At 52.7% G+C, this 24723-nt stretch carries 26 protein-coding genes; 12 read left to right on the forward strand and 14 right to left on the reverse strand.

What is annotated here, in order from left to right; genetic code table 11:
• Window position 1: 1 nt before the first annotated feature.
• From phnH to BS639_RS12185, 8 genes are read left to right on the forward strand one after another with little or no spacing between them, the layout of a single operon-like run.
• A complete protein-coding gene (gene phnH / locus BS639_RS12150; protein WP_055782551.1) occupies window positions 2-583 on the forward strand; it encodes a phosphonate C-P lyase system protein PhnH in 582 nt (193 codons plus the stop codon).
• The gene (locus BS639_RS12155) at window positions 583-1677 is read left to right on the forward strand and encodes a carbon-phosphorus lyase complex subunit PhnI (protein WP_084983197.1); all 1095 of its coding nucleotides are present in this window, start codon (window positions 583-585) and stop codon (window positions 1675-1677) included. The genes phnH and BS639_RS12155 overlap by 1 nt, the downstream gene beginning before the upstream one ends.
• Entirely contained in the window at window positions 1667-2548 is an 882-nt protein-coding gene (locus BS639_RS12160; protein ID WP_055782545.1) for an alpha-D-ribose 1-methylphosphonate 5-phosphate C-P-lyase PhnJ, read from the forward strand. The genes BS639_RS12155 and BS639_RS12160 overlap by 11 nt, the downstream gene beginning before the upstream one ends.
• Window positions 2545-3333 (forward strand): phosphonate C-P lyase system protein PhnK, encoded by a 789-nt coding sequence (gene phnK / locus BS639_RS12165; protein WP_055782542.1) that lies wholly within the window; start codon window positions 2545-2547, stop codon window positions 3331-3333. Before BS639_RS12160 ends, phnK begins: the two co-directional genes overlap by 4 nt.
• Window positions 3334-3357: 24 nt before the next feature.
• A complete protein-coding gene (gene phnL, locus BS639_RS12170) occupies window positions 3358-4068 on the forward strand; it encodes a phosphonate C-P lyase system protein PhnL (RefSeq protein ID WP_055782541.1) in 711 nt (236 codons plus the stop codon).
• Entirely contained in the window at window positions 4065-5201 is a 1137-nt protein-coding gene (phnM, locus tag BS639_RS12175; protein WP_055782538.1) for an alpha-D-ribose 1-methylphosphonate 5-triphosphate diphosphatase, read from the forward strand. Before phnL ends, phnM begins: the two co-directional genes overlap by 4 nt.
• Complete coding sequence (gene phnN, locus BS639_RS12180; protein ID WP_084983198.1) at window positions 5201-5803, forward strand: ribose 1,5-bisphosphokinase; 603 nt, start codon at window positions 5201-5203, stop codon at window positions 5801-5803. Before phnM ends, phnN begins: the two co-directional genes overlap by 1 nt.
• Entirely contained in the window at window positions 5800-6414 is a 615-nt protein-coding gene (locus BS639_RS12185; RefSeq protein WP_084983199.1) for an LbetaH domain-containing protein, read from the forward strand. Before phnN ends, BS639_RS12185 begins: the two co-directional genes overlap by 4 nt.
• A 214-nt stretch (window positions 6415-6628) precedes the next feature.
• Here the strand turns inward: BS639_RS12185 and BS639_RS12190 are convergent, their stop codons facing one another.
• Complete coding sequence (locus BS639_RS12190; protein ID WP_084983200.1) at window positions 6629-7066, reverse strand: YhbP family protein; 438 nt, start codon at window positions 7064-7066, stop codon at window positions 6629-6631.
• A 228-nt stretch (window positions 7067-7294) separates the two neighbouring features.
• Here BS639_RS12190 and BS639_RS12195 point away from each other — a divergent pair, with 228 nt between their 5' ends.
• On the forward strand, window positions 7295-7582 hold the full coding sequence (locus BS639_RS12195) for a GIY-YIG nuclease family protein (RefSeq protein ID WP_084983201.1): 288 nt from the start codon (window positions 7295-7297) through the stop codon (window positions 7580-7582).
• Between the two features lie 61 nt (window positions 7583-7643).
• Here BS639_RS12195 and BS639_RS12200 read toward each other — a convergent pair whose 3' ends face one another.
• The 3 genes from BS639_RS12200 to ubiT form a co-directional block, all read right to left on the reverse strand.
• The gene (locus BS639_RS12200; RefSeq protein ID WP_055782522.1) at window positions 7644-8999 is read right to left on the reverse strand and encodes a carbohydrate porin; all 1356 of its coding nucleotides are present in this window, start codon (window positions 8997-8999) and stop codon (window positions 7644-7646) included.
• A gap of 406 nt (window positions 9000-9405) precedes the next feature.
• Window positions 9406-9909 carry a GNAT family N-acetyltransferase gene (locus BS639_RS12205; RefSeq protein WP_055782519.1) on the reverse strand — a complete coding sequence of 168 codons (504 nt, stop codon included), beginning with the start codon at window positions 9907-9909 and terminating at the stop codon, window positions 9406-9408.
• Window positions 9903-10454, reverse strand: a complete 552-nt coding sequence (gene ubiT, locus BS639_RS12210) for a ubiquinone anaerobic biosynthesis accessory factor UbiT (RefSeq protein WP_084983202.1) — start codon at window positions 10452-10454, stop codon at window positions 9903-9905. Before ubiT ends, BS639_RS12205 begins: the two co-directional genes overlap by 7 nt.
• A 281-nt stretch (window positions 10455-10735) precedes the next feature.
• On the opposite strand from ubiT, the gene ubiU reads away from it, so the two are divergent.
• A complete protein-coding gene (gene ubiU / locus BS639_RS12215) occupies window positions 10736-11731 on the forward strand; it encodes a ubiquinone anaerobic biosynthesis protein UbiU (protein ID WP_084983203.1) in 996 nt (331 codons plus the stop codon).
• A 13-nt stretch (window positions 11732-11744) separates the two neighbouring features.
• Window positions 11745-12623, forward strand: coding sequence for a U32 family peptidase (locus BS639_RS12220; protein ID WP_084983204.1), 879 nt, complete (start codon window positions 11745-11747; stop codon window positions 12621-12623).
• Window positions 12624-12647: 24 nt separating this feature from the next.
• Here the strand turns inward: BS639_RS12220 and BS639_RS12225 are convergent, their stop codons facing one another.
• The 3 genes from BS639_RS12225 to BS639_RS12235 are packed head-to-tail and all read right to left on the reverse strand — an operon-like array spanning window position 12648 to window position 15951.
• On the reverse strand, window positions 12648-13817 hold the full coding sequence (locus BS639_RS12225) for an ABC transporter permease (RefSeq protein WP_084983205.1): 1170 nt from the start codon (window positions 13815-13817) through the stop codon (window positions 12648-12650).
• The gene (locus BS639_RS12230; RefSeq protein ID WP_084983213.1) at window positions 13814-14962 is read right to left on the reverse strand and encodes an ABC transporter permease; all 1149 of its coding nucleotides are present in this window, start codon (window positions 14960-14962) and stop codon (window positions 13814-13816) included. The genes BS639_RS12225 and BS639_RS12230 overlap by 4 nt, the downstream gene beginning before the upstream one ends.
• A gap of 11 nt (window positions 14963-14973) precedes the next feature.
• Entirely contained in the window at window positions 14974-15951 is a 978-nt protein-coding gene (locus BS639_RS12235; protein ID WP_055782505.1) for an HlyD family secretion protein, read from the reverse strand.
• Window positions 15952-16176: 225 nt separating this feature from the next.
• On the opposite strand from BS639_RS12235, the gene BS639_RS12240 reads away from it, so the two are divergent.
• The gene (locus BS639_RS12240; protein ID WP_055782502.1) at window positions 16177-17214 is read left to right on the forward strand and encodes a luciferase-like monooxygenase; all 1038 of its coding nucleotides are present in this window, start codon (window positions 16177-16179) and stop codon (window positions 17212-17214) included.
• A gap of 86 nt (window positions 17215-17300) precedes the next feature.
• On the opposite strand, the gene BS639_RS12245 is transcribed toward BS639_RS12240, so the two are convergent.
• From BS639_RS12245 to rbfA, 7 genes are all read right to left on the reverse strand, one after another.
• Window positions 17301-19232: a DEAD/DEAH family ATP-dependent RNA helicase gene (locus BS639_RS12245; protein WP_055782499.1), complete on the reverse strand. Its 1932-nt coding sequence runs from the start codon at window positions 19230-19232 to the stop codon at window positions 17301-17303.
• Window positions 19222-19302 (reverse strand): protein YrbN, encoded by an 81-nt coding sequence (gene yrbN / locus BS639_RS25285; protein WP_096335046.1) that lies wholly within the window; start codon window positions 19300-19302, stop codon window positions 19222-19224. The genes BS639_RS12245 and yrbN overlap by 11 nt, the downstream gene beginning before the upstream one ends.
• 115 nt (window positions 19303-19417) lie before the next feature.
• Window positions 19418-20302: a lipoprotein NlpI gene (nlpI, locus tag BS639_RS12250; protein ID WP_009636792.1), complete on the reverse strand. Its 885-nt coding sequence runs from the start codon at window positions 20300-20302 to the stop codon at window positions 19418-19420.
• Between the two features lie 130 nt (window positions 20303-20432).
• Entirely contained in the window at window positions 20433-22550 is a 2118-nt protein-coding gene (gene pnp / locus BS639_RS12255; RefSeq protein ID WP_055782496.1) for a polyribonucleotide nucleotidyltransferase, read from the reverse strand.
• A 343-nt stretch (window positions 22551-22893) separates the two neighbouring features.
• Window positions 22894-23163, reverse strand: a complete 270-nt coding sequence (gene rpsO, locus BS639_RS12260; protein WP_055782493.1) for a 30S ribosomal protein S15 — start codon at window positions 23161-23163, stop codon at window positions 22894-22896.
• 155 nt (window positions 23164-23318) lie between these two features.
• Entirely contained in the window at window positions 23319-24263 is a 945-nt protein-coding gene (truB, locus tag BS639_RS12265; RefSeq protein ID WP_084983206.1) for a tRNA pseudouridine(55) synthase TruB, read from the reverse strand.
• Window positions 24263-24676 carry a 30S ribosome-binding factor RbfA gene (gene rbfA / locus BS639_RS12270; RefSeq protein ID WP_055782486.1) on the reverse strand — a complete coding sequence of 138 codons (414 nt, stop codon included), beginning with the start codon at window positions 24674-24676 and terminating at the stop codon, window positions 24263-24265. Before rbfA ends, truB begins: the two co-directional genes overlap by 1 nt.
• Between the last annotated feature and the right edge of the window lie 47 nt (window positions 24677-24723).

Genomic DNA, 24723 nt, shown 5'->3' on the forward strand with positions numbered 1-24723 from the left:
AATGTCACTTGTTGCCAGCTTTCAGCATCCAGTTGCCGATGCGCAGTACAGTTTTCGCCGTATTCTCAAAGCGTTAAGCGAGCCAGGCTCGGTGGTTACCCTGCCTTCCATGCCCGGTTTCGGCAAGCTCGGTTCCGCCAGCGCTTGCGTGCTGCTGACGCTGATTGATAAAGACACGCCACTGTGGATAAGTCCGCAACTCGACGATGACGTTTTACGTCAAAATCTGCGTTTTCACACCGGTGCGCTACTGACCGAAGATCCGAGCAGCGTCAGTTTTGCTCTGGCCCAAGGCTCACTCGATAGCGCCACCTTGCTGGCATTTCCATGCGGCGACGAGATGTCTCCCGAGTTGGCAACCAGCGTGATTGTGCAGCTTGAGTCTCTGGAAGGCGGAACGCCGCTGCGCCTGCTGGGTCCGGGTATTGAGCACCAGCGGGTAATCTGCCCGCAATTGCCGCAGGCCGTCACGGAGTATTTGTTGAATCGTCCGCACCGTTTCCCACTGGGGCTGGATTTCATGTTTACCTGCGGTGAGCAGTTGCTTGCCTTACCGCGCACTACCCGCGTGGAGGCCTGCTAATGTACGTTGCCGTTAAAGGGGGCGAGAAGGCCATTGAGGCCGCCCATGAACTGCTGGCGCATCAGCGTCGCGGAGATAGCCAGGTTGTTGAGCTCAACGCCGAACAAATTGAGCAGCAGCTTGGCCTCGCGGTCGACCGCGTGATGAGCGAAGGTGGAATTTACGACCCACAGCTGGCCGCACTGGCGATAAAACAGTCGTCCGGTGACCTGGTTGAGGCCATTTTTCTGCTGCGCGCGTACCGCACCACGCTGCCGCGTCTCGCCGTCAGCCAGCCGCTGAACACCGCCAATATGCGTCTCGAGCGCCGTGTTTCGGCAATTTATAAAGATCTTCCCGGCGGCCAGGTGTTAGGCCCGACCTATGATTATACCCATCGCCTGCTGGACTTTGCTCTGCTGGCCGAAGGGCTGGATCCCATCGCGCCAAAAGCCGATGAAACTCTGCCCGAATCCTGCAGCCACGTGTTTGACCTGCTGACCCATCAGCAGCTCGCGGTGCGTGAAGACGACGACGGCAGCGAGCCGGACGACATCACCCGCACTCCGCCGGTTTATCCCGCCTCACGCGCCGCACGATTGCAGCAGCTGGTGCGCGGAGACGAAGGCTTTTTGCTGTCGTTGAGCTACTCCACTCAACGCGGCTATGGCCGCACCCACCCGTTTGCCGGTGAAATTCGCACCGGTTGGGTGACGGTAGAAATCGTCCCGGAAGAGCTGGGCTTTGCCATTGATATTGGCGAAATTCTGCTGACCGAGTGCGAGATGGTTAACGGTTTTATTACGCCAGAAGACCGGCCACCGCATTTCACCCGCGGCTACGGTTTAGTGTTTGGTCGCGCAGAACGCAAGGCAATGTCGATGTCACTGATTGACCGCGCGCTGCAAACCACTGAACACAATGAGCAGGTTCGCAGTCCGGCGCAAGACGATGAGTTTGTGCTGTCGCACGCCGATAACGTTGAAGCCGCTGGCTTTGTGTCACACCTTAAACTTCCTCACTACGTCGATTTCCAGGCCGAGCTGGAGCTGTTGCAGCGTTTGCGCAAACAGCGTGACGCCGCCTTGGGCAAGGACACTTCTAATGAAAAATAATAAAGCGGCTGCTACGGCCACCGGCTACAACCAGGGCTATCTCGACGAGCAAACCAAGCGCATGATCCGCCGTGCCATTCTCAAAGCCGTGGCGATCCCGGGTTATCAGGTACCGTTTGCCGGCCGTGAAATGCCGATGCCTTACGGCTGGGGCACCGGTGGTATTCAGATTACTGCCAGCGTTATCGGCCAAGAAGACGTGCTGAAAGTGATTGACCAAGGTGCCGATGACACCACCAACGCCGTGTCGATCCGCCGCTTTTTTAAAAACGTTGCCGGTGTAGAAACGACCGAGAAAACCTGCGATGCGACGCTGATTCAGACCCGCCACCGTATTCCTGAAACGCCGCTGGTGGAAGATCAGATCCTCATATTTCAGGTGCCGATCCCAGAACCGCTGCGCTTTATTGAACCGCGTGAAACTGAAACGCGAAAAATGCACGCGCTGGAGGAGTACGGCGTCATGCAAGTGAAACTGTACGAAGACATCGCGCGCTTCGGCCACATCGCCACCACCTATGCTTATCCGGTGAAAGTGAACGATCGCTACGTGATGGATCCCTCGCCCATCCCAAAATTTGATAACCCAAAGATGCACATGATGCCCGCGCTACAGCTGTTTGGTGCCGGGCGTGAAAAACGCATTTATGCGCTGCCGCCTTTTACCAAAGTTGAAAGCTTAGACTTTGAGGATCACCCGTTTACGGTGCAGAAATGGGATCAGCCCTGTGCCATCTGCGGATCGCACGACAGCTATCTCGACGAAGTGGTGCTCGACGATCTGGGCAACCGAATGTTTGTCTGCTCCGACACCGACTACTGCGCGCAGCAGCTTGAAACCGCATCTTCTCAAGAGGCCAACACTAAATGAATCCGGTCAACTCTTCCGCCATGCCGCTGCTTTGTGTCGAGAATCTGACGCACCTTTACGCGCCGGGCAAAGGCTTTAGCGATGTGTCATTCCAGCTCTATCCTGGCGAAGTGCTGGGCATTGTCGGCGAATCTGGCTCAGGTAAAACCACGCTGTTGCAGTCCATTTCAGCGCGTCTTGCGCCGCAGCAGGGTCAGGTAATTTACAACAACGGCGTACAGCCAGCGCAGTCACTTTATCAGATGCCTGAAAGCGACCGTCGCCGCCTGTTGCGCACCGACTGGGGCGTGGTGCATCAACATCCGATGGACGGCCTGCGTCGTCAGGTCTCCGCGGGCGGCAACATCGGCGAACGTTTGATGGCGGTTGGCGAGCGAAACTATGCGCGCATTCGCCAGCAGGCCAGTCAATGGCTTGAAGACGTCGAAATCCCGGTTTCGCGCCTCGATGACTTGCCTACGACTTTCTCCGGCGGTATGCAGCAGCGCCTGCAAATTGCCCGCAATCTGGTGACGCATCCACGTTTGGTCTTCATGGATGAGCCAACCGGCGGCCTCGACGTCTCCGTTCAGGCTCGCCTGCTGGACTTGCTGCGCACGCTAGTCGTTGAAATGCAGCTGGCGGTGGTGATTGTCACCCATGATTTGGGCGTTGCGCGCCTGCTGGCTCACCGTTTACTGGTGATGAAACAGGGTCAGGTGGTGGAAAGCGGCCTAACCGACCGAGTGCTGGATGACCCGCATCATCCTTATACCCAACTGCTCGTTTCATCCGTTTTGTCCTGAGAACCCTTTAAGAGTGATAAACCAATGACAACCAGACTCCGGGTCGAAAAACTGAGTAAAACTTTTGTCTTACATAATCAGCAAGGGATCAGGCTGCCGGTGTTTCACAACGCCAGCCTTGACGTTAACGCAGGTGAGTGCGTGGTGTTGCACGGCCATTCAGGCAGCGGAAAATCCACCCTGCTGCGCTCGCTATACGGCAACTATCTGCCGGACAGTGGCCACATTTGGGTTAAACATCAGGAACAGTGGGTCGATATGGTCAGCGCACAGGCGCGTGAAATTCTCGACGTACGCCGCCACAGCGTAGGCTGGGTGAGCCAGTTTCTGCGTGTTATTCCGCGCATCAGCGCCCTTAATTTAGTGATGCAGCCGTTGGTGGAGTTAGGTATCGACAAACCGCAGGCCGAGCAGCGCGCCAGCGAACTTTTACAGCACCTGAATGTGCCTGAGCGCCTGTGGCAGCTCGCCCCTTCAACGTTTTCCGGTGGTGAACAGCAGAGGGTAAACATTGCGCGCGGATTTATCGTCGATTATCCGGTGCTGTTGCTCGATGAGCCCACCGCCTCGCTGGATGCCACCAATCGCGCGGCAGTCGTCACGCTGATTGAAAAGGCCAAAGCGCGCGGCGCGGCGGTAGTGGGGATTTTCCACGATGAAGACGTGCGTGAGCGCGTGGCCGACCGGCTGCACGTCATGGCACCAGAATTAGCGAATGCGGAGAATTTGGCATGATTATCAACAACGTCAATCTGGTGTTGGCGGAAGAAACCGTAAAAGGCTCTATCGAAATCAAGGAAGGGATTATCGCTTCCTTTACTGATACCACCAGCCAACTGCCGCAGGCGCTTGATGCTGAGGGTGGCTGGTTGATGCCCGGTTTTGTCGAACTGCACACCGATAATCTGGATAAATTTTTTACCCCGCGCCCCAAAGTTGACTGGCCAGCCCATTCGGCGATGAGCAGCCACGACGCGCTGATGGTTGCCAGCGGGATAACCACCGTACTCGACGCGGTGGCCGTTGGCGACGTGCGTGACGGCGGTCATCGGCTCGAGAATCTGCAAAAAATGATCGACGCGGTTATCTACAGTCAGAAGGCCGGACTTAACCGCGCCGAGCACCGCCTGCACCTGCGCTGCGAGCTTCCGCACTCCTCTACGCTGCCTCTGTTCGAAGAGTTGATGAAAAAACCGGGCGTGTCGTTGGTGTCACTCATGGACCACTCACCGGGCCAGCGTCAATTCGCCACTCCGCAGAAGTATCGCGAATATTATCAGGGCAAATACCAGCTTAACGATCAGCAGATGGAGGAGTTTCAGGCTACGCAAATCGCTAACTCGCTGCGCTGGGCGCAGCCTAACCGCAGGGCGATTGCCGCACACTGCCGTGAGTTGGGCATCGCACTGGCCAGCCACGACGATGCCACTGCGGCGCACGTCAGCGAGTCGAAAGCACTGGGCAGCGTCATTGCCGAGTTCCCAACCACTGAAGAGGCGGCCCGTGCTTCGCACGCAGAAGGTCTGCAAGTGTTGATGGGTGCGCCCAATATTGTGCGCGGCGGCTCGCATTCCGGCAACGTGGCGGCGAAACATCTGGCCTCGGTGGGACTGCTTGATATTCTTTCTTCCGACTACTATCCCGCCAGCCTGATGGACGCCGTGTTCCGCATTGCGCTGGATGAAGGCAACGCCTTCAGCCTGTCACAGGCGGTGGCGCTGGTGACGCGCAATCCGGCGCGCGCGTTGGGATTAGAAGACCGGGGAGTGATTGCCGAAGGCAGACGCGCAGACATGGTATTGGCGCGGGCGCACGAGAGTCATCACTATGTGCAAAACGTCTGGCGTCAGGGAATACAGGTATTCTGATGGCTAAGTTAGTCTACGTGATGGGCGCGTCGGGCGCGGGCAAAGACAGCCTGCTCGACGCGCTGCGCAACAAAACGCCGCTTGGGCTGCTGGTTGCGCATCGCTATATCACCCGCCCGGCTAATGCTGGGGCGGAAAACCATATTGCGCTCAGCCTTGATGAATTCCACCAGCGCCAAGCGCACGGGTTGTTTGCCCTCGACTGGCAGGCGCACCAAACGCACTACGCGCTGGGCGTCGAGATTGACCACTGGATGCAGCAGGGTTTTAGCGTAGTCATCAACGGATCGCGTGCCCACTTGGCTGAGGCAAAAGCGCGCTACGGCCAGGCGCTGCTACCGGTTTGCCTGCACGTCTCTGCGCAGGTGCTTGCCGAACGACTCCATGCCCGCGGCCGTGAAACGGAGCACGACATTCAGCTACGCCTTCGGCGGGCCGCAGACTATCAGCACAGCCTGCCCGCCGAATGTCGTCTGCTCAATAATGACGGCCGTCTGCAGGACACACTGGCCGAACTATTGACGCTGCTTTCTTCACTGGCCGTTAGCCCAGCGACCTCCAATAACCCCACGCTTGTTTACCCACAGGACAATGCACTATGACGCTTTCTAACCCAACGCAGAGTGAAGCAAAGATTGGTGAAAACGTAATACTGAAACAAACGCGTTTAGGCCAATACGTGCATATTTCTGACGATGCTATCTTTGAAGAAGTCGATATTGACGACTACTCCTACACGGCGGGCCATAATCAGATCCACTATGCCTCAATCGGCAAATTTGCTTCCATTGCCACCTATGTACGCATTAATCCAGGAAATCATCCTACCTATCAGCGTATTGCGCAGCACCATTTTACCTACCGCAGCTCGGCCTACGATTTGGGTCAGGACGATAATGACTTCTTCAACTGGCGTCGCGAGCACGCCGTTACTCTTGGCCACGACGTGTGGATCGGCCACAATGCGGTGATCATGCCGGGCGTGAAGATAGGCAACGGCGCAGTGATCGGATCGTCTTCGGTTGTCACCAAGGACGTCGAGCCATTTTCGATCGTTGCTGGCGTGGCGGCGAAAAAGATCGGCATGCGTTTTGAAGATTCACTGATCGAAAGGATCGAGCGTAGCCAGTGGTGGAACTGGAGTCATCAAACGCTGGAGGAAAGAATGCCGGAATTCAGAAATCTAGACAGTTTTGTCGAGAAGTATCTGTAAGCTGCCCCGATAAGACACTTGGCGCAAACAGCATGGGGGAGGGTTTTAGATCTGCGAAAATTTGGCGTTTTTGGTTATAGACTACCACAGAGTTCAATGACTGATTAATACCTGGAATCACAATTTACACGGCCCCGTTGCCGCAGGCTGATCTTCTCTCCTTGAATACTGACCTTGCCGCCTGAATAAAAAAGGAACAAGGTCAGCCGTTAAATCACGTCTCCCGCTGCCAGAACACTTTTTTACCGAAGCCCAACGTGTTATCGGTCATTTTGATTTCATCTAACCGCAGTGCCCAAACGGGCGCTTTCATGGCAATCGCGACCGGGAACTGTTTACAGTAGCGCGCACGGGCGGCGGCATCCTCTTCACCTTCTAAAATCGTCGCGCTGCCGCTGTACTGAATGCCCTGAATAAGCGCCACTGTTTTAGGTTGTTTGGCGACGGTGCCTACGACGTGAGAATTGCGTTGCATCAGTGAGCCGTGACGCGTCTTTAACTCTGTCATGAAATACAGGCACATACGTTCAATGTCCGTCACGTAAAAACAGGTCGCACTCCATATGTCACCGTCTGCATGGGCGCACAGCGCCAGCACGTGATTTTTACTCAAGTAACGGCTAATAATTTTTAGATCTTCGGGATCGTTCATGCCCGGCTCCTGCCAAAAAATTTGCCCTATCTTAGCGCGATGTCGACCAAGTTACAGTCTGCCGTTTTTTATGCACAGCATAGAAGGTGTGGTTTTACTTCACTTATTCTGGCCGCTGTGGGTTAATCTGCTTCATCCCCCACTATCGCAAAGAGCCACGTTTTTATTGTGAAAAGCACTGTTCCTCGCCCTTCTTCGCCTCACGCAGCCGCTGTCTGGCATCTTTACATGCTGCGCACGCCGACGGGTATGTTGTACACCGGCATCACGACCGACGTTTTGCGCCGTTTACAGCAGCATCAATGCGGGAAAGGTGCAAAGTCGCTACGCGGAAAAGGTGAATTGACGCTGGTATTTCACTGTGCAGCGGGCGACCGCTCGCAAGCGTCGCAGCTGGAATATCAAATAAAACAGTTGAGTAAAAAACACAAAGAGATATTGGTGAGGGAGTGCCCGGAGAATATCGTTGAATATTTAGCCGTCACGACGGGATATTCACCCAACGTTATTATATAAATGGGGCGCCGGAAGCGCCCCATATTAGTAAACTGGCCGTTTAACGCATTCTCTGCATTAATTACAGTGCCACGTTGACCATTATGCCGCCAACGAAAGCATCTTTAACCTGACTGACTGCGCCCGGTGCGGAAATATATTGCAGGTTCGGACGAACTGTCAGCCAATCCGTTGCCTGAATACCGTAGTAGAGTTCGTAATCATATTCAGCCCCACTTTGTACTGGCAAATAAGTTGGGTTGTTATAATTATTAACGCCGTTAGCCGCATTTTGATCGCGCTGCGTTTGGCTCAAATCACTGTTAACGTGAATACGACCTACGCCGAAGCCAAGTTCATCTTTAGGACGTGAATCGAAAATCCCTTTATAAGTAATCGCCACGGACTGATAGTTGTCAGTGCTGGAGGTTTTCTTGTCGTTCATTACGCCCTGAACAGTCAACGACAGTCCGCGACTGTTGTCGCCGTTAACCGCGGTCAGTTGTTGCTGAACCAATACATAACCGCCGTAGGCGTGCGCTTGGTCGCTGTACTGCTCGGAACCGTTTTGAATCGATCCGCTGCTGTAGACGTTGCCTTTGGTGGAGCTGTAATAGAAGCCCAGCGCGTATTTACCGGCCAATTTATCCGGCCCTAACGTCGGTGTCCAGCCAGCTTCTACCGGGATTAGGTTACCAATCGAGCCAGAGCTATCGAGACGGAAGCCGTTGCCGGTATCGTAGTTTTTAGGGTTCTGATTATAAATACCCACCTGTGTATAGATTTCAGGCGTAATATTAAGCTTGATGCGACCGCCCCATTGGGAGATTGGCCAGTTGTACCAACGATCACCGCGCCAGTTACCCGCCTGACCGCTGCCCAGCGCCAAGTTCTGGAAGTTGCTTTTCAGTGAGTCAAAATCTTCGCCAACGGTGACGCGACCGGCTTTAATATCCAGCGTATCGTTGAAATATCCCTGACGGATCCAGAATTGAGTCAGGCGCGTTGTTTGACCACGGCCCCACACTTCCTGCGAAGACGACAGGGTGCCGGTACGCGGGTCGCCGACGGCATCGTTGGAGATATTTCTGCCGTTACGGTTGGTGACGGTCATCTGGAATTCGGTGTCTTTCCAGTTAAGCAATTTGTCTAAATCAAGGTCGACGCCAAACTGCCACTGGTCAGCATAGCGCGCCGTCGTGCTTTTATCATAGCCGCCGGAAAAGTTGCTTGCCGCCTCACCGGTATAGTTTACTTGGAAATCAACGCCTTCCTGCTTGAGTGTGGATCGCTCGCCGCCCCAATCCCCGAGCATCCACGGAGAGTTTGGCGAAAATGGCCCGCTGTCAGCGGCCAATACTTGGGCTGAGCTAAAAAGTAGTCCAACAGAACATGCCAGATACAGCTTTTTGAAACGAAGGGGGGATTTATTGGCCACTTTAGATTCCTTTTGATTCTTAAAGTTCAGTATTAACTTCAGTGACAATAATGTTATTCCCTGCAGAGTAATATTCTGTGACGTGCATTCGATTATTTAAAACAAGACAATTAAATATGTAACACAACGTTGGTACTCAGCGGTTTAAATATCGGCAGTTTTTACCTTTTGTGCTAAAAGCTGCAATGATGGATATTAATTTATAATAACGCAGTGAATTTTACGGCCATTTGTAATTATTCGTAAATATCAAATAGAGTAATAATTACACGGGGATAGTGTAAGTTAATTTTTTATTCCGCTCGTTGCCATTAGCAAATAAAGCTATTTTACGGAATAAGCATTTTTTACCTATAAAAAGGCCGATGTAACAACATCGGCCATTGAGCAGAATATATTTCAGCGATTAAATGTGATTAAAATGTGGAGGATATTCCACCAACCCGCTGGCGCCTTCGAGAGCATTGTCCGCTAAAACATACAGTTGGAAAGCCTTTTCAGTTTCTGGCCAGCGGCAGTGGAGATTGTGCTCTGCGGCGGATTTAAAACCAAAGCGCCCGTAATATTCTGGCGATCCCAGCACTACCACGGCGGCATAGCCAAATTCGTTGAGCGAATCGAGGCCCTCATACACCAGTTTTTCACCCAGTCCTTGACGACGCAGTGACGCATGTACCGCCAACGGGCCTAATCCCACCCATTGACGGTCTTCGCCCTGCACATCGACCGGCGTAAATGCGGCATAACCTACCACGCCGCCTTCATCATCTGTCGCGACAACGCCCAGCGTCAGCAAACCGTCTTCACGTAAACGCTGAACCAAGTCAGCTTCGATATCGCGGCCAAAGGCTTCGCGCAGCAGATTATCGATGCCTGCGGCATCTACAGGTATTTCAACTCTGATTAACATGACGATACTGCCGGTGAGAATGACTCGCCGTCCTCTTGTTTACGCGTTTCAACGCAGGCCGTTTCAACACTGCCTGCTGCAACAAAGGCCGCAAGCTGGTCAAGCCCGTGGCGCAATAGCGCGGGCATGCTGTCGAGCTCGATAGAGTCCATCAGGTTTTTAACGTTCAGGCCCAATTCAGTGTCTCCTTCAATACGTAAACGCCGTTTGAAGAACAGCGTGTCAGGATCTTCTCGGCGTGCGGCGACCAATATCATATCGTTTGCCGTGCCATAGAAGCTTACGTCGGCCTCTCCCTGCTGGCAAACCTCAAGTTTGCCGTCATTCACTGTCATCAACCATTGCAGATTAAGATCCGTGATCTCAATGCGCAACCAACGTCCCGACAGAAAATCGAGCTCTCCATCGGCCAGCGCTTCCTGAAATTGCCAGCCAAGCACCTGTTGCAGAACCTGTCGCTTAAGTGCAAAGGGGGTAAATTTTAACGGTACACTTAACAGTGACGGCCCTTGACGCACCCATCGTGCTCGTAGTTTTTGCAACACTGGCACTTCTCCTTTTGATAACAGTCTTCTGGGAAATATTGAGCTGAAAACAGCTCATTTTGCCATATCGGCAGCAGCGCGCCGCCGTCTACATCAATATTTCCCTATAAAAATAGTGCACCAGAAATACCCCATACACAACCTCTGCCTGTTGTTGGAATCGCTCAACCGAACATAAGCTGCCTTAAATCAAAATATTGCCTGCCGAGCTTATCTAAAATGAGCGTCGATTCCGGCCGCACGTCGTGCAGGCCTTTAAGCAGTGTTAGCAGGAGATGACGATGGAGCTACTTTGCCCGGCGGGGAATCTTCCCGCGCTGAAAGCGGCGATTGATAATGGCGCGGATGCGGTTTATATCGGGCTGAAAGATGATACCAATGCCCGGCACTTTGCCGGTCTCAACTTCACCGAAAAAAAGCTGCACGAAGCGGCAGAGTATGCACACCGTCGGCGCCGCAAGCTGCATATTGCTATTAACACTTTTGCTCATCCTGACGGCTATGCTCGCTGGGAACGCGCCGTTGATATGGCTGCACAACTGGGAGCCGACGCGCTGATATTGGCTGATTTGGCGATGCTCGAGTACGCCGCCACGCGCTATCCGCAGGTTGAACGCCACGTATCGGTACAGGCCTCGGCCACCAACGAGCAAGCAATCGCGTTTTATAAAAACAATTTTGACGTCGCCCGTGTCGTGCTGCCGCGCGTGCTGTCGATGCATCAGGTCAGGCAACTTTCGCGCAGTAGCCCGGTTCCGCTCGAAGTTTTTGCCTTTGGCAGCCTGTGTATTATGGCGGAGGGCCGCTGCTACCTCTCCTCCTACCTGACCGGTGAATCACCTAACACTGTGGGTGCCTGTTCACCCGCGCGCTTCGTTCGCTGGCAGCAAACGCCGCAGGGCATGGAGTCGCGGCTCAATGATGTGCTGATTGACCGCTATGGGCCCAACGAAAATGCCGGCTACCCCACACTGTGTAAAGGACGTTATCGGGTGGATGACGTTCGCTATCACGCGCTGGAAGAACCCACCAGCCTCAACACCCTTGAACTGCTGCCTGAACTGTTTGCCGCAAATATTGCCTCGGTGAAAATTGAAGGCCGACAAAGAAGCCCGGCCTATGTGAGCCAGGTGACACGAGTTTGGCGGGCGGCCATTGACCGCTGCCGCAATAATCCTCAGGAATTTAAAGCTGAGAAAACCTGGATGGATGAGCTGGGCTCGCTGTCGGAAGGGACACAAACCACACTGGGTGCTTATCACCGCAAATGGCAATAATTAAGGGAAAATCATGAAATACTCATTAGGTGCCCTGCTCTATTATTGGCCAAAAACAGAGGTTGAGGCTTTTTATGCCGCAGCTATGCACAGTGAAGCTGACATTATTTACCTCGGCGAAAACGTCTGTACTAAACGGCGCGAGATGAAAGTAGCAGACTGGATAGAGTTGGCTAAGCAGGTCAGCGCAGGCGGAAAACAAGTGGTTATCTCAACGCTGGCGCTGCTGCAGGCACCTTCGGAACTGAACGAATTAAAACGTTACGTTGAGAACGGCGATTTTCTCATCGAGGCGAATGATATCGGTACGGTCAATATGGCGGCAGAACGCAAACTGCCATTCGTGGCGGGTCATGCGCTTAACTGTTATAACGCCGTCACGCTTAACATCTTATATAAACAGGGGATGGTTCGCTGGTGCATGCCGGTGGAGCTCTCTCGTGACTGGTTGGCCAATCTGATGACGCAATGTCAGACATTGGGCATTCGCGGTAAATTTGAGGTTGAAGTGCTGGCCTATGGTCATTTGCCGCTGGCGTATTCGGCGCGTTGCTTTACCGCTCGCGCCGAGAATCGCGCCAAGGACGACTGTGAAACCTGCTGCATTAACTATCCTCAGGGACGCAAGGTGATGTCGCAGGAAAATCAGCAGCTGTTTGTCCTTAACGGCATTCAAACTCAAAGTGGTGCCTGTTATAACCTCGGCAATGACCAACTGACCATGCAGGGAATGGTTGATATTGTTCGGCTCTCACCGCAAGGGCTTGATACCCTAAAAACGCTGGCCGATTTTCGCGCCAACGAGCGTGGACTTTATCCCCTCCCGCTCAGCCAGGGCACCGAGTGCAACGGATATTGGCAGAATATTGCCGGTCTGCAGTTGGTTGAATAGCCACTGTCACCTTATATTGCCGGATTAATCATTACGCAGCGGTTTTTTGCGATGCAGTAGGCTGCGCAAACGGCCGCTGTCACGCAGTAATCCCAATCCAATACCCAACACGGTGTAAAACACGCACAGTAACAATAGCATCAGGATATCGCGGCCTACCTCATTAAACGGCAACCCCATTTGGTTAACCCCGGCAATGGCCTTGGTTGCCCAGGTGGAAGGCAGCATGGAAGATACGGCGCGTACCCAGTCGGGCTGCGCCTGAAGCGGCCAGATAGTGCCCGAAATATAGAACACCGGCATGGTAATAAACGACAGCGTCAGGTAGATCATTTCAACGCTGCGCAAACATTCGGTGACAAACTTGCCCAACCCCAGCACCGCCAGCAGAAACGGGAAGGTTAGCAGCAGAATTTCCCCAATACTGGCCGTTTGCCGGTAGCCCAATACCCACGGCCACAGTACAAACAGTACGATCGACAAAAATAACCAGATGGGGATCAGCGCAGACAGGCCGCCAAGAAACGCCGGAATGGCCGGTTTGCCGTCGGGCGCGCTTTTTAAGGTGATATTAACCCGCACGCTGGCGATTAACAGCGAGTGCTGCAAGAGCATCACCAACAGCCCAGGGAAGATGATGGCTGCAAAGCTTATACCAGGGTTAAATAAATCAAGCGTCTGGCCTACAATCGGCGTAAGTAGCACGTTGGCCTGCCGGTTGCTGAAACCACTACCCAACAGCAGTTGGGTGTTGTATTGCGACAGCAGACTTTGATAAGCGGCTACGACGTCCTGCTGAATTTGCCCGTTGGCCAGTCGGTTGGTCGCATCGCCGTAAACCGGGATCACGATGTCCTGACCGGCGAGAATTTTCTTTTCCAAATCGACCGGCATAATAACCACGGCAAACAGCTTGCGGTCTCCCAGGTCGCGACGCGCCTCGGGAATGCTGTCATAACTTATCGTTTTAATCTTTGACGTTGCATCGAGATCCCGCGTTAACAGACGGCTGGCGCTGCTGTGGTCCTGATCGATAACCGCAACGGGCAGATCCCAGACCGTTCGGTTGGCATAAACCGTGCTCATCAGGCACAAAGAAATAAGCAGCATCATCCACATCGGCTTTTCCAGCATACCGTGCAGAGAGTGCGTAAAGGTACGCCAATAAATCGAAAACCCTTCGCGGCGCGTCATTTACCCGGCTCCTGTTTTTTCAGCCGCATAAAGAGTTTTCTGTGTACTAACAGGCCCGTTATCAACGGATAGACCAGTAAAATGGCACAAACGCCCAGAATACGGCTGCTGGGAACTTGGCGCAGAAAGACGTCGAACATCGCATTCAGCGCATGGGTCAGCGGCTCGATTTCAGAAATTATTCGCGCTGGCAGCGGCATAGATAACTCGGGGACGGCCATTCCCGAGAAAGTTAGCGCCAGACCCACGAAGATAGCCATCATTGAGTAAGCCGAAATTGTGGTGCTCGTGAAGGTAAACAGCAGCAACCCCAGACTTTGGGCGGCAATCACATAGAAAAATGAAATTAACAACATATCGAGAGGATTACCGCTGACTCTCGCATCAAACACGCCGACCAGTAGCGCAATCTCCACCATCAGCAGCGCCGTAAAGCACAGAGTATAAGGTGCCAGTTTTCCGAGCAGGCTGAAGGTAAAAGATGGCGCGGCAAGCAGCGCCTGACTGCGCGCCATGACATAAATCATGCAGGTGACGGTAAACAGCTGTAAAAGATGAATAGTTGCGGCGAACTGCTGATAGTAAATATAGCTGCCGCTGGCGTTGAACAGACTCCCGTAAGAGAGATCGACGCTGGCTAATGAAGGCACCGTTTTACCGATTTCGGCGGCAATAATGCTGCGATAACGGGTATTAAGCTCGGTCATTAATCCGCTGAAGTCCTGAGTGGAGTACAGCCCGGCACCGTAAAATAGCGCATTGTAATACAGTACAACGCTCGGCTGGCGACCGGCCAAAACGTCGGCTTCAAAGCGCGGCGGAATATACAGCAGCGCATAATCTTGAGCCGTGCGCAGCCGATGCTCTGCCTCCGGTAAACCACCGGCATAGGCGACAACGTGGGCATGCGAACCGGCGTCGAGCTTGCGAACCAACTCCTTTGAGAGTTTGCTGTGATCGTTATCGACGACTGAAACCGGCAGGTCGAGCAACGTGCCCTCCGAGAAGTTACTGGCAATCAGCGCGAACAAAATCAGCGGAAAACACCAGCACAGCCAGTGGATCACCGGTTGGCGAAAAGCATGGCGGGTCTCACGGGTAAACGCGCGGCTGAAACAGCGCCATGCGGCCTTTGCTCGATGCATTGCGTGCGCCATCAGTGCGCTGCTTTCCACTGCCACAACGCACTCATACCCTGCCGAAGACCGGGAACCGGCTGTAGCGGATAGAGCCTGACCTCAAACGTTTTTAAATCGAAATCACCGGTGGCGCGGGTGGCGCGTTTCGTAGCGTAGTCTCCCAACGGGGCAATATAACGGACCTCAGCCTCGACGTGTTTGTCGCCAATACCCGGCACCCGCAGCGAGATTTTATCGCCCTTGCGAATTCCCGCTAAAATATCCTCACGCAGGTTAAAGACGAAATAGGCCTGCGGCAAACGCACCAGCGTCAGCAGCGGACTGTCGGCGCTTTGAAGCTCACCGACCTCGGTAGGGATTGGCCCTACTTCGCCGTCTACCGGCGCCTTGACCTGCAAATCATCGGTCTGCGCTTTAATTTCCAGCAAATTCTCTTCGGCAGCGCGCAGTTGAGCGGCATAAACATCACGCTGCTCAATGCGATCGCCGTTGACGCCCTCATCCAAATTAGCCTTCGCGACCTGCACCTGCTGATAGGCACTGTCGCGCGCTTCACGGGAGTCCTCAAGGTCAGAAGCCGAAATATAACCTTTGGCAGCAATACGGGCGTTGCGATTAAAAAGGTCGCGCGCATTAGCATACGCGGCCTGCGACTGCGCCAGTGTCGCTTTCAGATTACGGATACTCTCTTCACGGGTGCCGTTCAAAGAGAGATCAAGCTGCGCTTTAGCCTGATCGCGGGAAGCCTGAAGCGAACGTAGCTGAGCCATCAGCTCAGGACTGTCGAGAGTGATTAACAGTTGACCCGCCTTAACGTCGTCACCGCGCTGAACGTGACGTTCAACAATGCGCCCTTTAGCCTTTGAGGCAACAATAACTTCTGGCGCATCAACCTCGCCCTGTAATAACAGGGACTGATTGCTGGCGCGAAATAAAACGGCAAGAGAAATAACGACAGCAACCAGCAGCAGGGTTAATAATATCCTTTTGTTCATTTTTTCTCTCTTACCTTCTTATCTGTTTAATTCGACCATTTTTAGCACATATTGCCGTGCTTTATAAGGCATTGAATTGTTCGCGATTACTGATCAAACAACCGCAGCAGCAGTCAGTACCGCTCAAATAGCGTATTCAGGCAGCTGGAAATGATGAATACTGGTTTTTATCATTAACTGGTAAATATTTAAAACGTTTACCAGAGATAACAAGGTGAATAAAACATGTCTGAAGCGAACGCTAAAAACATTCCAGTCCCCTTCTCTGTGCTCGATCTTGCGCCCGTCCCTCAGGGTAAAACACCTGCCAATGCTTTCCAAAGCTCGTTAGAGCTGGCGCAGCATGCTGAAAAATGGGGCTATCAGCGCTACTGGTTGGCCGAGCATCACAACATGACCGGCATTGCCAGCGCCGCAACCTCAGTATTGATCGGCTTTATCGCCGCCGGCACTAAAACGATCCGCTTGGGATCGGGTGGCGTGATGCTGCCCAACCACTCACCGTTGGTGATTGCCGAGCAGTTCGGCACGCTGGCCACGCTGTATCCTGACCGCATCGATTTAGGCTTGGGTCGTGCGCCGGGTACCGATCAGCGCACTATGATGGCACTGCGCAGGCATATGTCGGGCGAAATCGATAATTTTCCACAGGATGTTCAGGAACTTCAGCACTATTTTGCCGACGTGAAGCCAGAACAGGCTGTACAGGCAGTTCCAGGTCAAGGATTGCATGTGCCAATCTGGCTGCTGGGATCAAGTCTCTATAGCGCCCAACTGGCCGCTGCGTTAGGCCTGCCGTTTGCCTTCGCCTCCCACTTTGCACCCGATATGCTTTATCAGGCACTGTCGATTTATCGCAGCAAATTCAAACCGTCGGCGCAGCTGCAAAAGCCGCATGCCATGGTCTGCATCAACGCGATTGCCGCCGATACCGATGAAGAAGCGCGCAGGATGTTTACCTCAAACCAGCAGCAGTTCATTAACTTGCGTCGTGGTAAACCTGGCAAGCTGCCTGCACCGGTGGATAACATTGAAAGCCTGTGGTCACCGCAGGAAAGTTTTGGCGTCGACCAGGCGCTGCGCCTTTCGGTGGTAGGTAATAAAGAGACCGTTCGTCACGGACTCCAGGCGATTGCCCGTGAAACCGAGGCTGATGAGTTAATGATTAACGGCCAGATATTTGACCACACGGCTCGACTGCATTCGTTTGACATTGTGTCGCAGCTTCAGGGTGAAATCTTTAAACAGCCCCGTATCGACTGATCCCTGACGTTTTCAGCCCATAAAAAAACCAGCCCGAGGGCTGGTTTTTTATTGCACATTTATCTCAAGCCTTGCGGCTGGACAGATTATGCGTCGGTAGTGCGACGTGGTGCGCGGCTTGGCGGACGACGATCGCCTGCTGCCGAGTTGCCACCTTCACGACGTTCGCCGTTGAATGGACGACGACCCGCAGGTGCGCCACCTTCACGACGATCACCGCTGAAAGAACGTGGAGCACCGTTACCACGACGTTCGCCGCCAGCTGGACGCTCACGACGGTCTGCCTGAGGTACTGCATCGCCCATCAACTGCATGTTCATCGGCTTGTTCAGGATGCGAGTACGGGTGAAATGAGACAGAATTTCGCCCGGCATACCTTTAGGCAGCTCGATAGTTGAGTGGGTACCGAACAGCTTGATGTTACCGATGTAACGGCTGCTGATATCACCTTCGTTAGCGATAGCGCCAACGATGTGACGAACTTCAACACCATCATCACGGCCAACTTCAATGCGATACAGTTCCATTTCGCCAGCGTCACGACGCTCACGACGTGGAGCATCACCATCACGAGCAGGACGGTCGCTACGAACAGGACGATCGCCACGAGCAGGACGGTCACCGCGTGCAGAACGCTCGCCACGGTCTGGACGATCTTCAAATTCGCGACGCGGTGGACGGCTTTTGAAGATTGGATCAGCGGCAACGATCAGTGGACGTTCGCCCTGAGCCATTTTCAGCAATGCTGCGGCCAGAGTTTCAACATCCAGCTCTTCAGCAGGCTGAAGTTTAGCCAGCAGAGCACGGTACTGATCCAAGTCACTGCTTTCAAGCTGCTGCTGAACTTTAGCGGCAAACTTGGCCAGACGACGTTGACCCAGCACTTCTGCAGTTGGCAATTCCACTTCTGGAATAGTCAGCTTCATGGTGCGTTCTACGTTGCGCAGTAAACGACGTTCGCGGTTCTCAACGAACAGCAGCGCGCGACCTGCACGTCCAGCACGACCAGTACGGCCGATGCGGTGAACGTAAGACTCTGAATCCATAGGGATATCGTAGTTCACAACCAGGCTGATACGCTCAACGTCCAGACCACGTGCTGCCACGTCGGTTGCAATCAAAATATCCAGACGGCCGTCTTTCAGACGTTCCAGAGTCTGCTCACGCAGAGCCTGGTTCATGTCGCCGTTCAGTGCTGCAGAGCTGTAACCACTACGCTCCAATGCTTCAGCCACTTCCAGGGTCGCGTTTTTGGTGCGAACAAAGATGATAGCAGCGTCAAAATCTTCAGCTTCAAGGAAACGCACCAGTGCTTCGTTCTTACGCATGCCGTGCACAGTCCAGTAGCTCTGGCTGATGTCTGGACGCGTGGTCACGCTTGACTGAATGCGAACTTCCTGTGGATCTTTCATGAAGCGACGAGTAATGCGACGAATCGCTTCTGGCATGGTTGCAGAGAACAGCGCGGTCTGATGTTCAGCCGGGATCTGCGCCATGATAGTTTCTACGTCTTCGATGAAGCCCATACGCAGCATTTCATCGGCTTCGTCCAGTACCAGACCGCTCAGGTTAGAGAGGTTCAAGGTACCGCGTTTCAGGTGGTCCAGCAGACGACCCGGTGTACCCACAACAACCTGTGGACCCTGACGCAGTGCGCGCAGCTGCACGTCATAGCGTTGGCCGCCGTACAATGCAACAACGTTCACGCCGTGCATGTGTTTAGAGAAATCGGTCATCGCTTCAGCAACCTGAACCGCCAGTTCGCGGGTAGGGGCCAAAACAAGAATTTGTGGTGCTTTCAAAGAAGCATCAATGTTGTGCAACAGTGGCAGCGAGAATGCTGCAGTTTTACCACTACCGGTCTGCGCCATGCCCAGAACATCGCGGCCTGCTAACAGGTGCGGAATACATTCGGCTTGGATAGGTGATGGTTTTTCGTAGCCCAGATCGGTCAGGGCAGAAATGATCGGAGCAGACAGCCCCAGGTCAGCAAAAGAGGTTTCAAGCTCAGTAGTCATGTACACGTGCCTCATTAATAATGGCAGCCAGTCTACATAACTCGTCGAGAAAATTTTCAGTCATTTTCATTGAAAAGTGTGAACCGGCTCAAATTAGTTTATAAAACGAACAAAGCAACCCTCGCCCGTAAAGGCGATTAAAAATGGCATAGGCCATGGTTAATCAGGCTGATTAGTGTCGTCAGCTATTGCTGGTCCGATTCTGATAGGTCGTCTTGCTCTTGGCCCAAAAGTGCCAATTCCAACAATGCATAGCGGTGCTCAACAAAGTTGTGAACGTTGTTAGCTACCGTCAGTTTGAACAGAGCAGAAGCGCTGTCCTTGTCCCCCAGACTTAGGTAATGTTTACCTAAATAGAAGTCAGTTTCACTGAGATGCTCAGCGAGCGAAGTGTTATCCGTTGCTTCTGCCTTCAGGCGGTCCATCAGCGTGGATTCGCTGATTTTGCCAAGGTAGAATTCGACGATATTCCATCCCCATTGCCCTCTGTCCGCTTTGTCATAACGCTGCTGCAGCGCTACTTCGGCATTCTTCGGATTGATTTCTCTTTCCACAAGATATAGCCATAACGAACGGAAGGGATCATTTGGATCGTCTCGATAAAACGCCTGCAAATCATCCTGCGCCAGCGGATATCTACCACCGTAATACAGTGCGATACCGCGATTTAAACGCGCGTAATTGTAAGTTGGATCAAGCTCTAGTACAGAATCAAACGCTTCATAGGCAGCATCGTAATTGCCTGCCTGCGTTAGGTATATCCCAAGGTAGTTAAAAACTTCTGGCATATCAGGACGAATAGACAGCGCTTGTGAGAAATCATTTCGCGCCAGTGCTCTTAGCCCGAGACTATCATACAGTACACCGCGCTCATATAATAGCTGCGCACGCTCATCATCTGTTAATGAACGACTGGCAAGTATTTGTTCCATTCGAGCCAGGATAACTTCCTGCTGCAATGTAGGTTGCAGCGGGATTGCCAGGACTTCGTTTTTGCGCCAATCATGGTTGCTGCATCCTGCCAACAAAAGTGTTGTCGCAACATAACAACAGCGCAAGAAAGGCTTCATTTCAACTCCCGAAGACAAACATTGGACAAACATCCTGTTATCCGCTTGCTTAACATAAATGCATCCTGCACTCATGATACGAACAGCTCCCGACGTAATAGCCGGGAGACTGTAAACTACAGGTTACAGATTACTCTGCAGCTGGCTCAGCTGAATCTTCAGAAGGCGTGGTGGCTTCTTTAATGCTCAAGCGCACACGACCCTGACGGTCAACTTCCAGAACCTTAACCGGCACTTCCTGACCCATCGTCAGATAGTCAGTCACTTTCTCTACGCGCTTGTCGGCGATTTGAGAAATGTGGACCAGACCTTCTTTACCGCCGCCGATGGCAACGAACGCGCCAAAGTCAACGATGCGGGTAACTTTACCCTGATAGATGCGGCCAACTTCGATTTCAGCAGTAATTTCTTCGATACGACGAATAGCGTGTTTCGCTTTCTCGTTGTCAGTCGCAGAAATTTTAACCGTGCCGTCATCTTCGATTTCGATGGTAGTACCGGTTTCTTCGGTCAGCGCACGAATTACAGAACCACCTTTACCGATGACATCTTTGATTTTGTCAGCGCTAATTTTGATGGTGTGAATACGTGGAGCAAACTGAGAGATATCGCCGCGAGACTGGCTGATCGCCTGGTTCATCACGCCCAGAATGTGCAAACGTGCACCTTTGGCCTGGCTCAGAGCAGCCTGCATGATTTCGCGGGTGATACCTTCGATTTTGATATCCATTTGCAGTGCAGTGATACCTTCGCTGCTGCCTGCTACTTTGAAGTCCATATCACCCAGGTGGTCTTCGTCACCCAGAATGTCGGACAGAACAACAAAGTTTTCGCCTTCTTTAACCAGACCCATCGCGATACCCGCAACGGCGGCTTTAATCGGCACACCTGCGTCCATCAGGGCCAGTGACGCGCCACAAACGGAAGCCATTGAAGATGAACCGTTAGATTCGGTGATTTCAGATACAACACGGATGGTGTATGGGAAGTCTTCGAACTTAGGCATTACGGCCAGAACACCGCGTTTTGCTAAACGGCCGTGACCGATTTCGCGACGCTTAGGTGAACCTACCATCCCTGTTTCACCTACGGAGTACGGAGGGAAGTTGTAATGGAACAGGAAGGTGTCAGTTTTGGCACCCATCAGTTCGTCAAGATTTTGCGCATCACGGGTTGTGCCCAGCGTTGCAGTAACCAGTGCCTGAGTTTCACCACGAGTAAACAGTGAAGAACCGTGGGTACGTGGCAGCACGCCAGTACGCACGTCCAGACCACGGATCATGTCTTTTTCGCGACCATCGATACGCGGCGCACCGCTAAGAACGCGGCTACGAACGACGTTTTTCTCGATGGAACCCAACAGGTCAGAGATTTCGCCAGCGTCCAGCGTGTCGTCTTCGACCAGCAGGGCAGTGGTGACTTCGTCTTTGATGACGTTAACGCGAGCATAACGCTCTTGTTTGTCAGTGATGCGGTAAGCGTCACCCAGTTGAGCTTCAGCTTTAGCAGCGATGCGAGCGTGCAGGTCGGCGTTAACCACTTCTGGCTGCCAATCCCACTTAGGTTTGCCAACTTCAGCAACCAGTGAATTGATTTCGTTGATAACGATCTGCTGTTGGTCATGACCAAACACCACTGCGCCGAGCATTTGCTCTTCGCTCAGTACTTCAGCTTCTGATTCAACCATCAGCACTGCGCCTTGGGTACCGGCAACAACCAGGTCCAGTTTGCTTTCAAGCAGTTCGTCGGCGGTTGGGTTCAGCACGTACTGGTCATTGATATAACCAACACGAGCAGCACCAATTGGGCCGTTGAACGGAATGCCTGACAGGCTCAATGCAGCAGAAGCACCGATCATCGCAACGATGTCCGGGTTAACCTGTGGGTTCAGTGAAACCACGGTTGCGATAACCTGAACTTCGTTCAGGAAGCTGTCTGGGAACAGGGGACGAATTGGGCGGTCGATCAAACGAGAAGTCAGAGTCTCGCCTTCGCTTGGGCGCGCTTCACGACGGAAGAAGCTGCCTGGAATTTTACCGGCAGCGTAAGTACGCTCCTGGTAGTTTACAGTCAGAGGGAAGAAGCTCTGGCCTGGTTTCGCTTTTTTCTGGCCAACAACGGTAACGAATACCGCAGTATCATCCATGCTAACCATAACGGCGGCGGTGGCTTGACGCGCCATCATGCCGGTTTCGATGGTCACGGTATGTTGACCGTATTGGAACTTACGAACTGTCGCTTTAAGCAATGTAATATCCTTTTCGTGTGACGCGCAGCTGTTATGACAGCAGTTCACGTCAATAAATTCTGAACTTCACACTACATCCTCGCGACTAATGACAATCCTTAACCCTCTCATTGGGATTAAAGTCTCTCATTAGCCGCGCGAACCTCTGTAACGGAAGATCTCGCAAACAAACTACTCTTTTAAAACTCTACTTTTTTATAAAATCGGGTCTGTAGACCCTGCATTACACACTTTTATTTATAAAAAAGTAGCGTAGAAACAACAGACTTGCCAGTAAAAGCTTTTCTGTCGCTTCCTAGAATAAAGGGGCCAACTTGGCCCCTTTACACTGAAACTCGCTAACTTAGCGACGCAGACCAAGACGTTCGATAACGCTGGTGTAACGTGCTACGTCTTTACGCTTCAGGTAGTCCAGCAGCTTACGACGCTGAGAAACCATACGCAGCAGACCACGACGGCTGTGGTGATCTTTTTTGTGCTCTGAGAAGTGACCTTGCAGATGGTTAATCTGAGCAGTCAACAGGGCAACCTGAACTTCGGTAGAACCGCTGTCGTTAGTACCGCGACCGTAGTCAGCAACGATTTGAGCTTTAGCTTCAACGCTTAGAGACATAATGAACTCCAAAATATTATAGATTAATTTAAACGGGCGCCGATCTCTAATTCAGCAACCCCATGCACAAGCTGCGCTATTCTACTCTTTGATATGCGCGATCGCAACATGAGCAACACGGTGTTAACCCGCATTCGGAATTCCCCGACTTCTGGTTACTCCGGATACTCTACGACCAGGCGCTTGGGAGCAACGCGGCCTTGATCATCGATTTCACCTACACCGATGAACTTTCTCTCTTCACCTTCAGTCATTCGCACTAGGCCGGAAAGCGGTATACCAGAGGCCTGCACGGGCTGGCCCTGCTTGACATAACCCGCCACGAAGGGCAGCAAATTAACTTCGGGAAAATCTTCACACGGGCTGTCCATTGGCAACAGCAGAGGATCGAGCAGTAAACGCGGTTCGATACCCTCGGCTTCTGCTTTGGCAATCAGTTCGTGCAGCTGTTCCATAGTAACCATACGCTCAGACGGGTAGGTCGCCACCTGCAGGCGGCGCAGGAAGGACACGTGCGCACCACAACCGAGTTTTTCACCCAGATCATCAATGATAGTGCGAATATAAGTGCCTTTCGAACAGTGGATTTCCAGTTCGACTTCATTACTTTCCCAGCGGATGAACTGTAGTTCATAGACTGTGATACTGCGCGATTCACGCGGAACTTCTATCCCTTCGCGCGCATACTCATAAAGTTTACGGCCTTGGTATTTCAATGCTGAATACATTGAAGGGATTTGCTGCGTCTCACCACGGAAACTATTGAGGGCAGCCTGCAACTCGGCTTCGCTAAAGGTGACGGGGCGTTCTGAAATGATCTGACCTTCTGCGTCAGAGGTATCAGTACGCTGGCCCATGCGGGCTATCACGCGGTAACGCTTGTCGGAGTCGAGCAGAAAACGTGAAAACTTGGTCGCTTCACCCAGACACAGCGGCAGCATGCCGGTTGCCAGAGGATCCAACGCACCGGTATGCCCCGCGCGATTGGCGTTATAAAGGCGTTTTACCTTTTGCAACGCATCGTTTGAAGACAGACCCAGTGACTTATCCAGTAACAGAACGCCGTGAATATCACGACCGCGGCGACGTGGACGACTCATTAGGATTCCTCGTCGTCGCCTGCTGCAGAACGACGTTCAGCATCATTTTTCACGACGTTGGTGACCAAGTTAGACATGCGCATACCTTCAACTAAAGAGTCGTCGTAGGCGAAAGTCAGCTCTGGTACTACGCGCAAACGCATAGCTTTGCCAATCAGGGTGCGGATGAAACCTTGAGCATCCTGCAGGGCCTTAATTCCGTTTTTAACGCGGTCAGGATCCTGAGGCTCAGTGGTCAGCACGTCTAAAAAAGTCACGAATACTTTGGCATACGCCAAGTCGCGGGAAACTTCTACGCCGGAAACCGTTGCCATACCTACGCGCGGATCTTTCACTTCACGCTGCAGGATAATAGCAATTTCTTTTTGCATCTCTTGGGAGACGCGTTGGGTACGGCTGAATTCTTTAGCCATAATTTATTACTCCAAACTTTTACTTCAACCATGCATCAGACAAATAA

Source organism: Rouxiella silvae (genome assembly GCF_002093625.1).
Classification (GTDB): Bacteria; Pseudomonadota; Gammaproteobacteria; order Enterobacterales; family Enterobacteriaceae; genus Rouxiella; species Rouxiella silvae.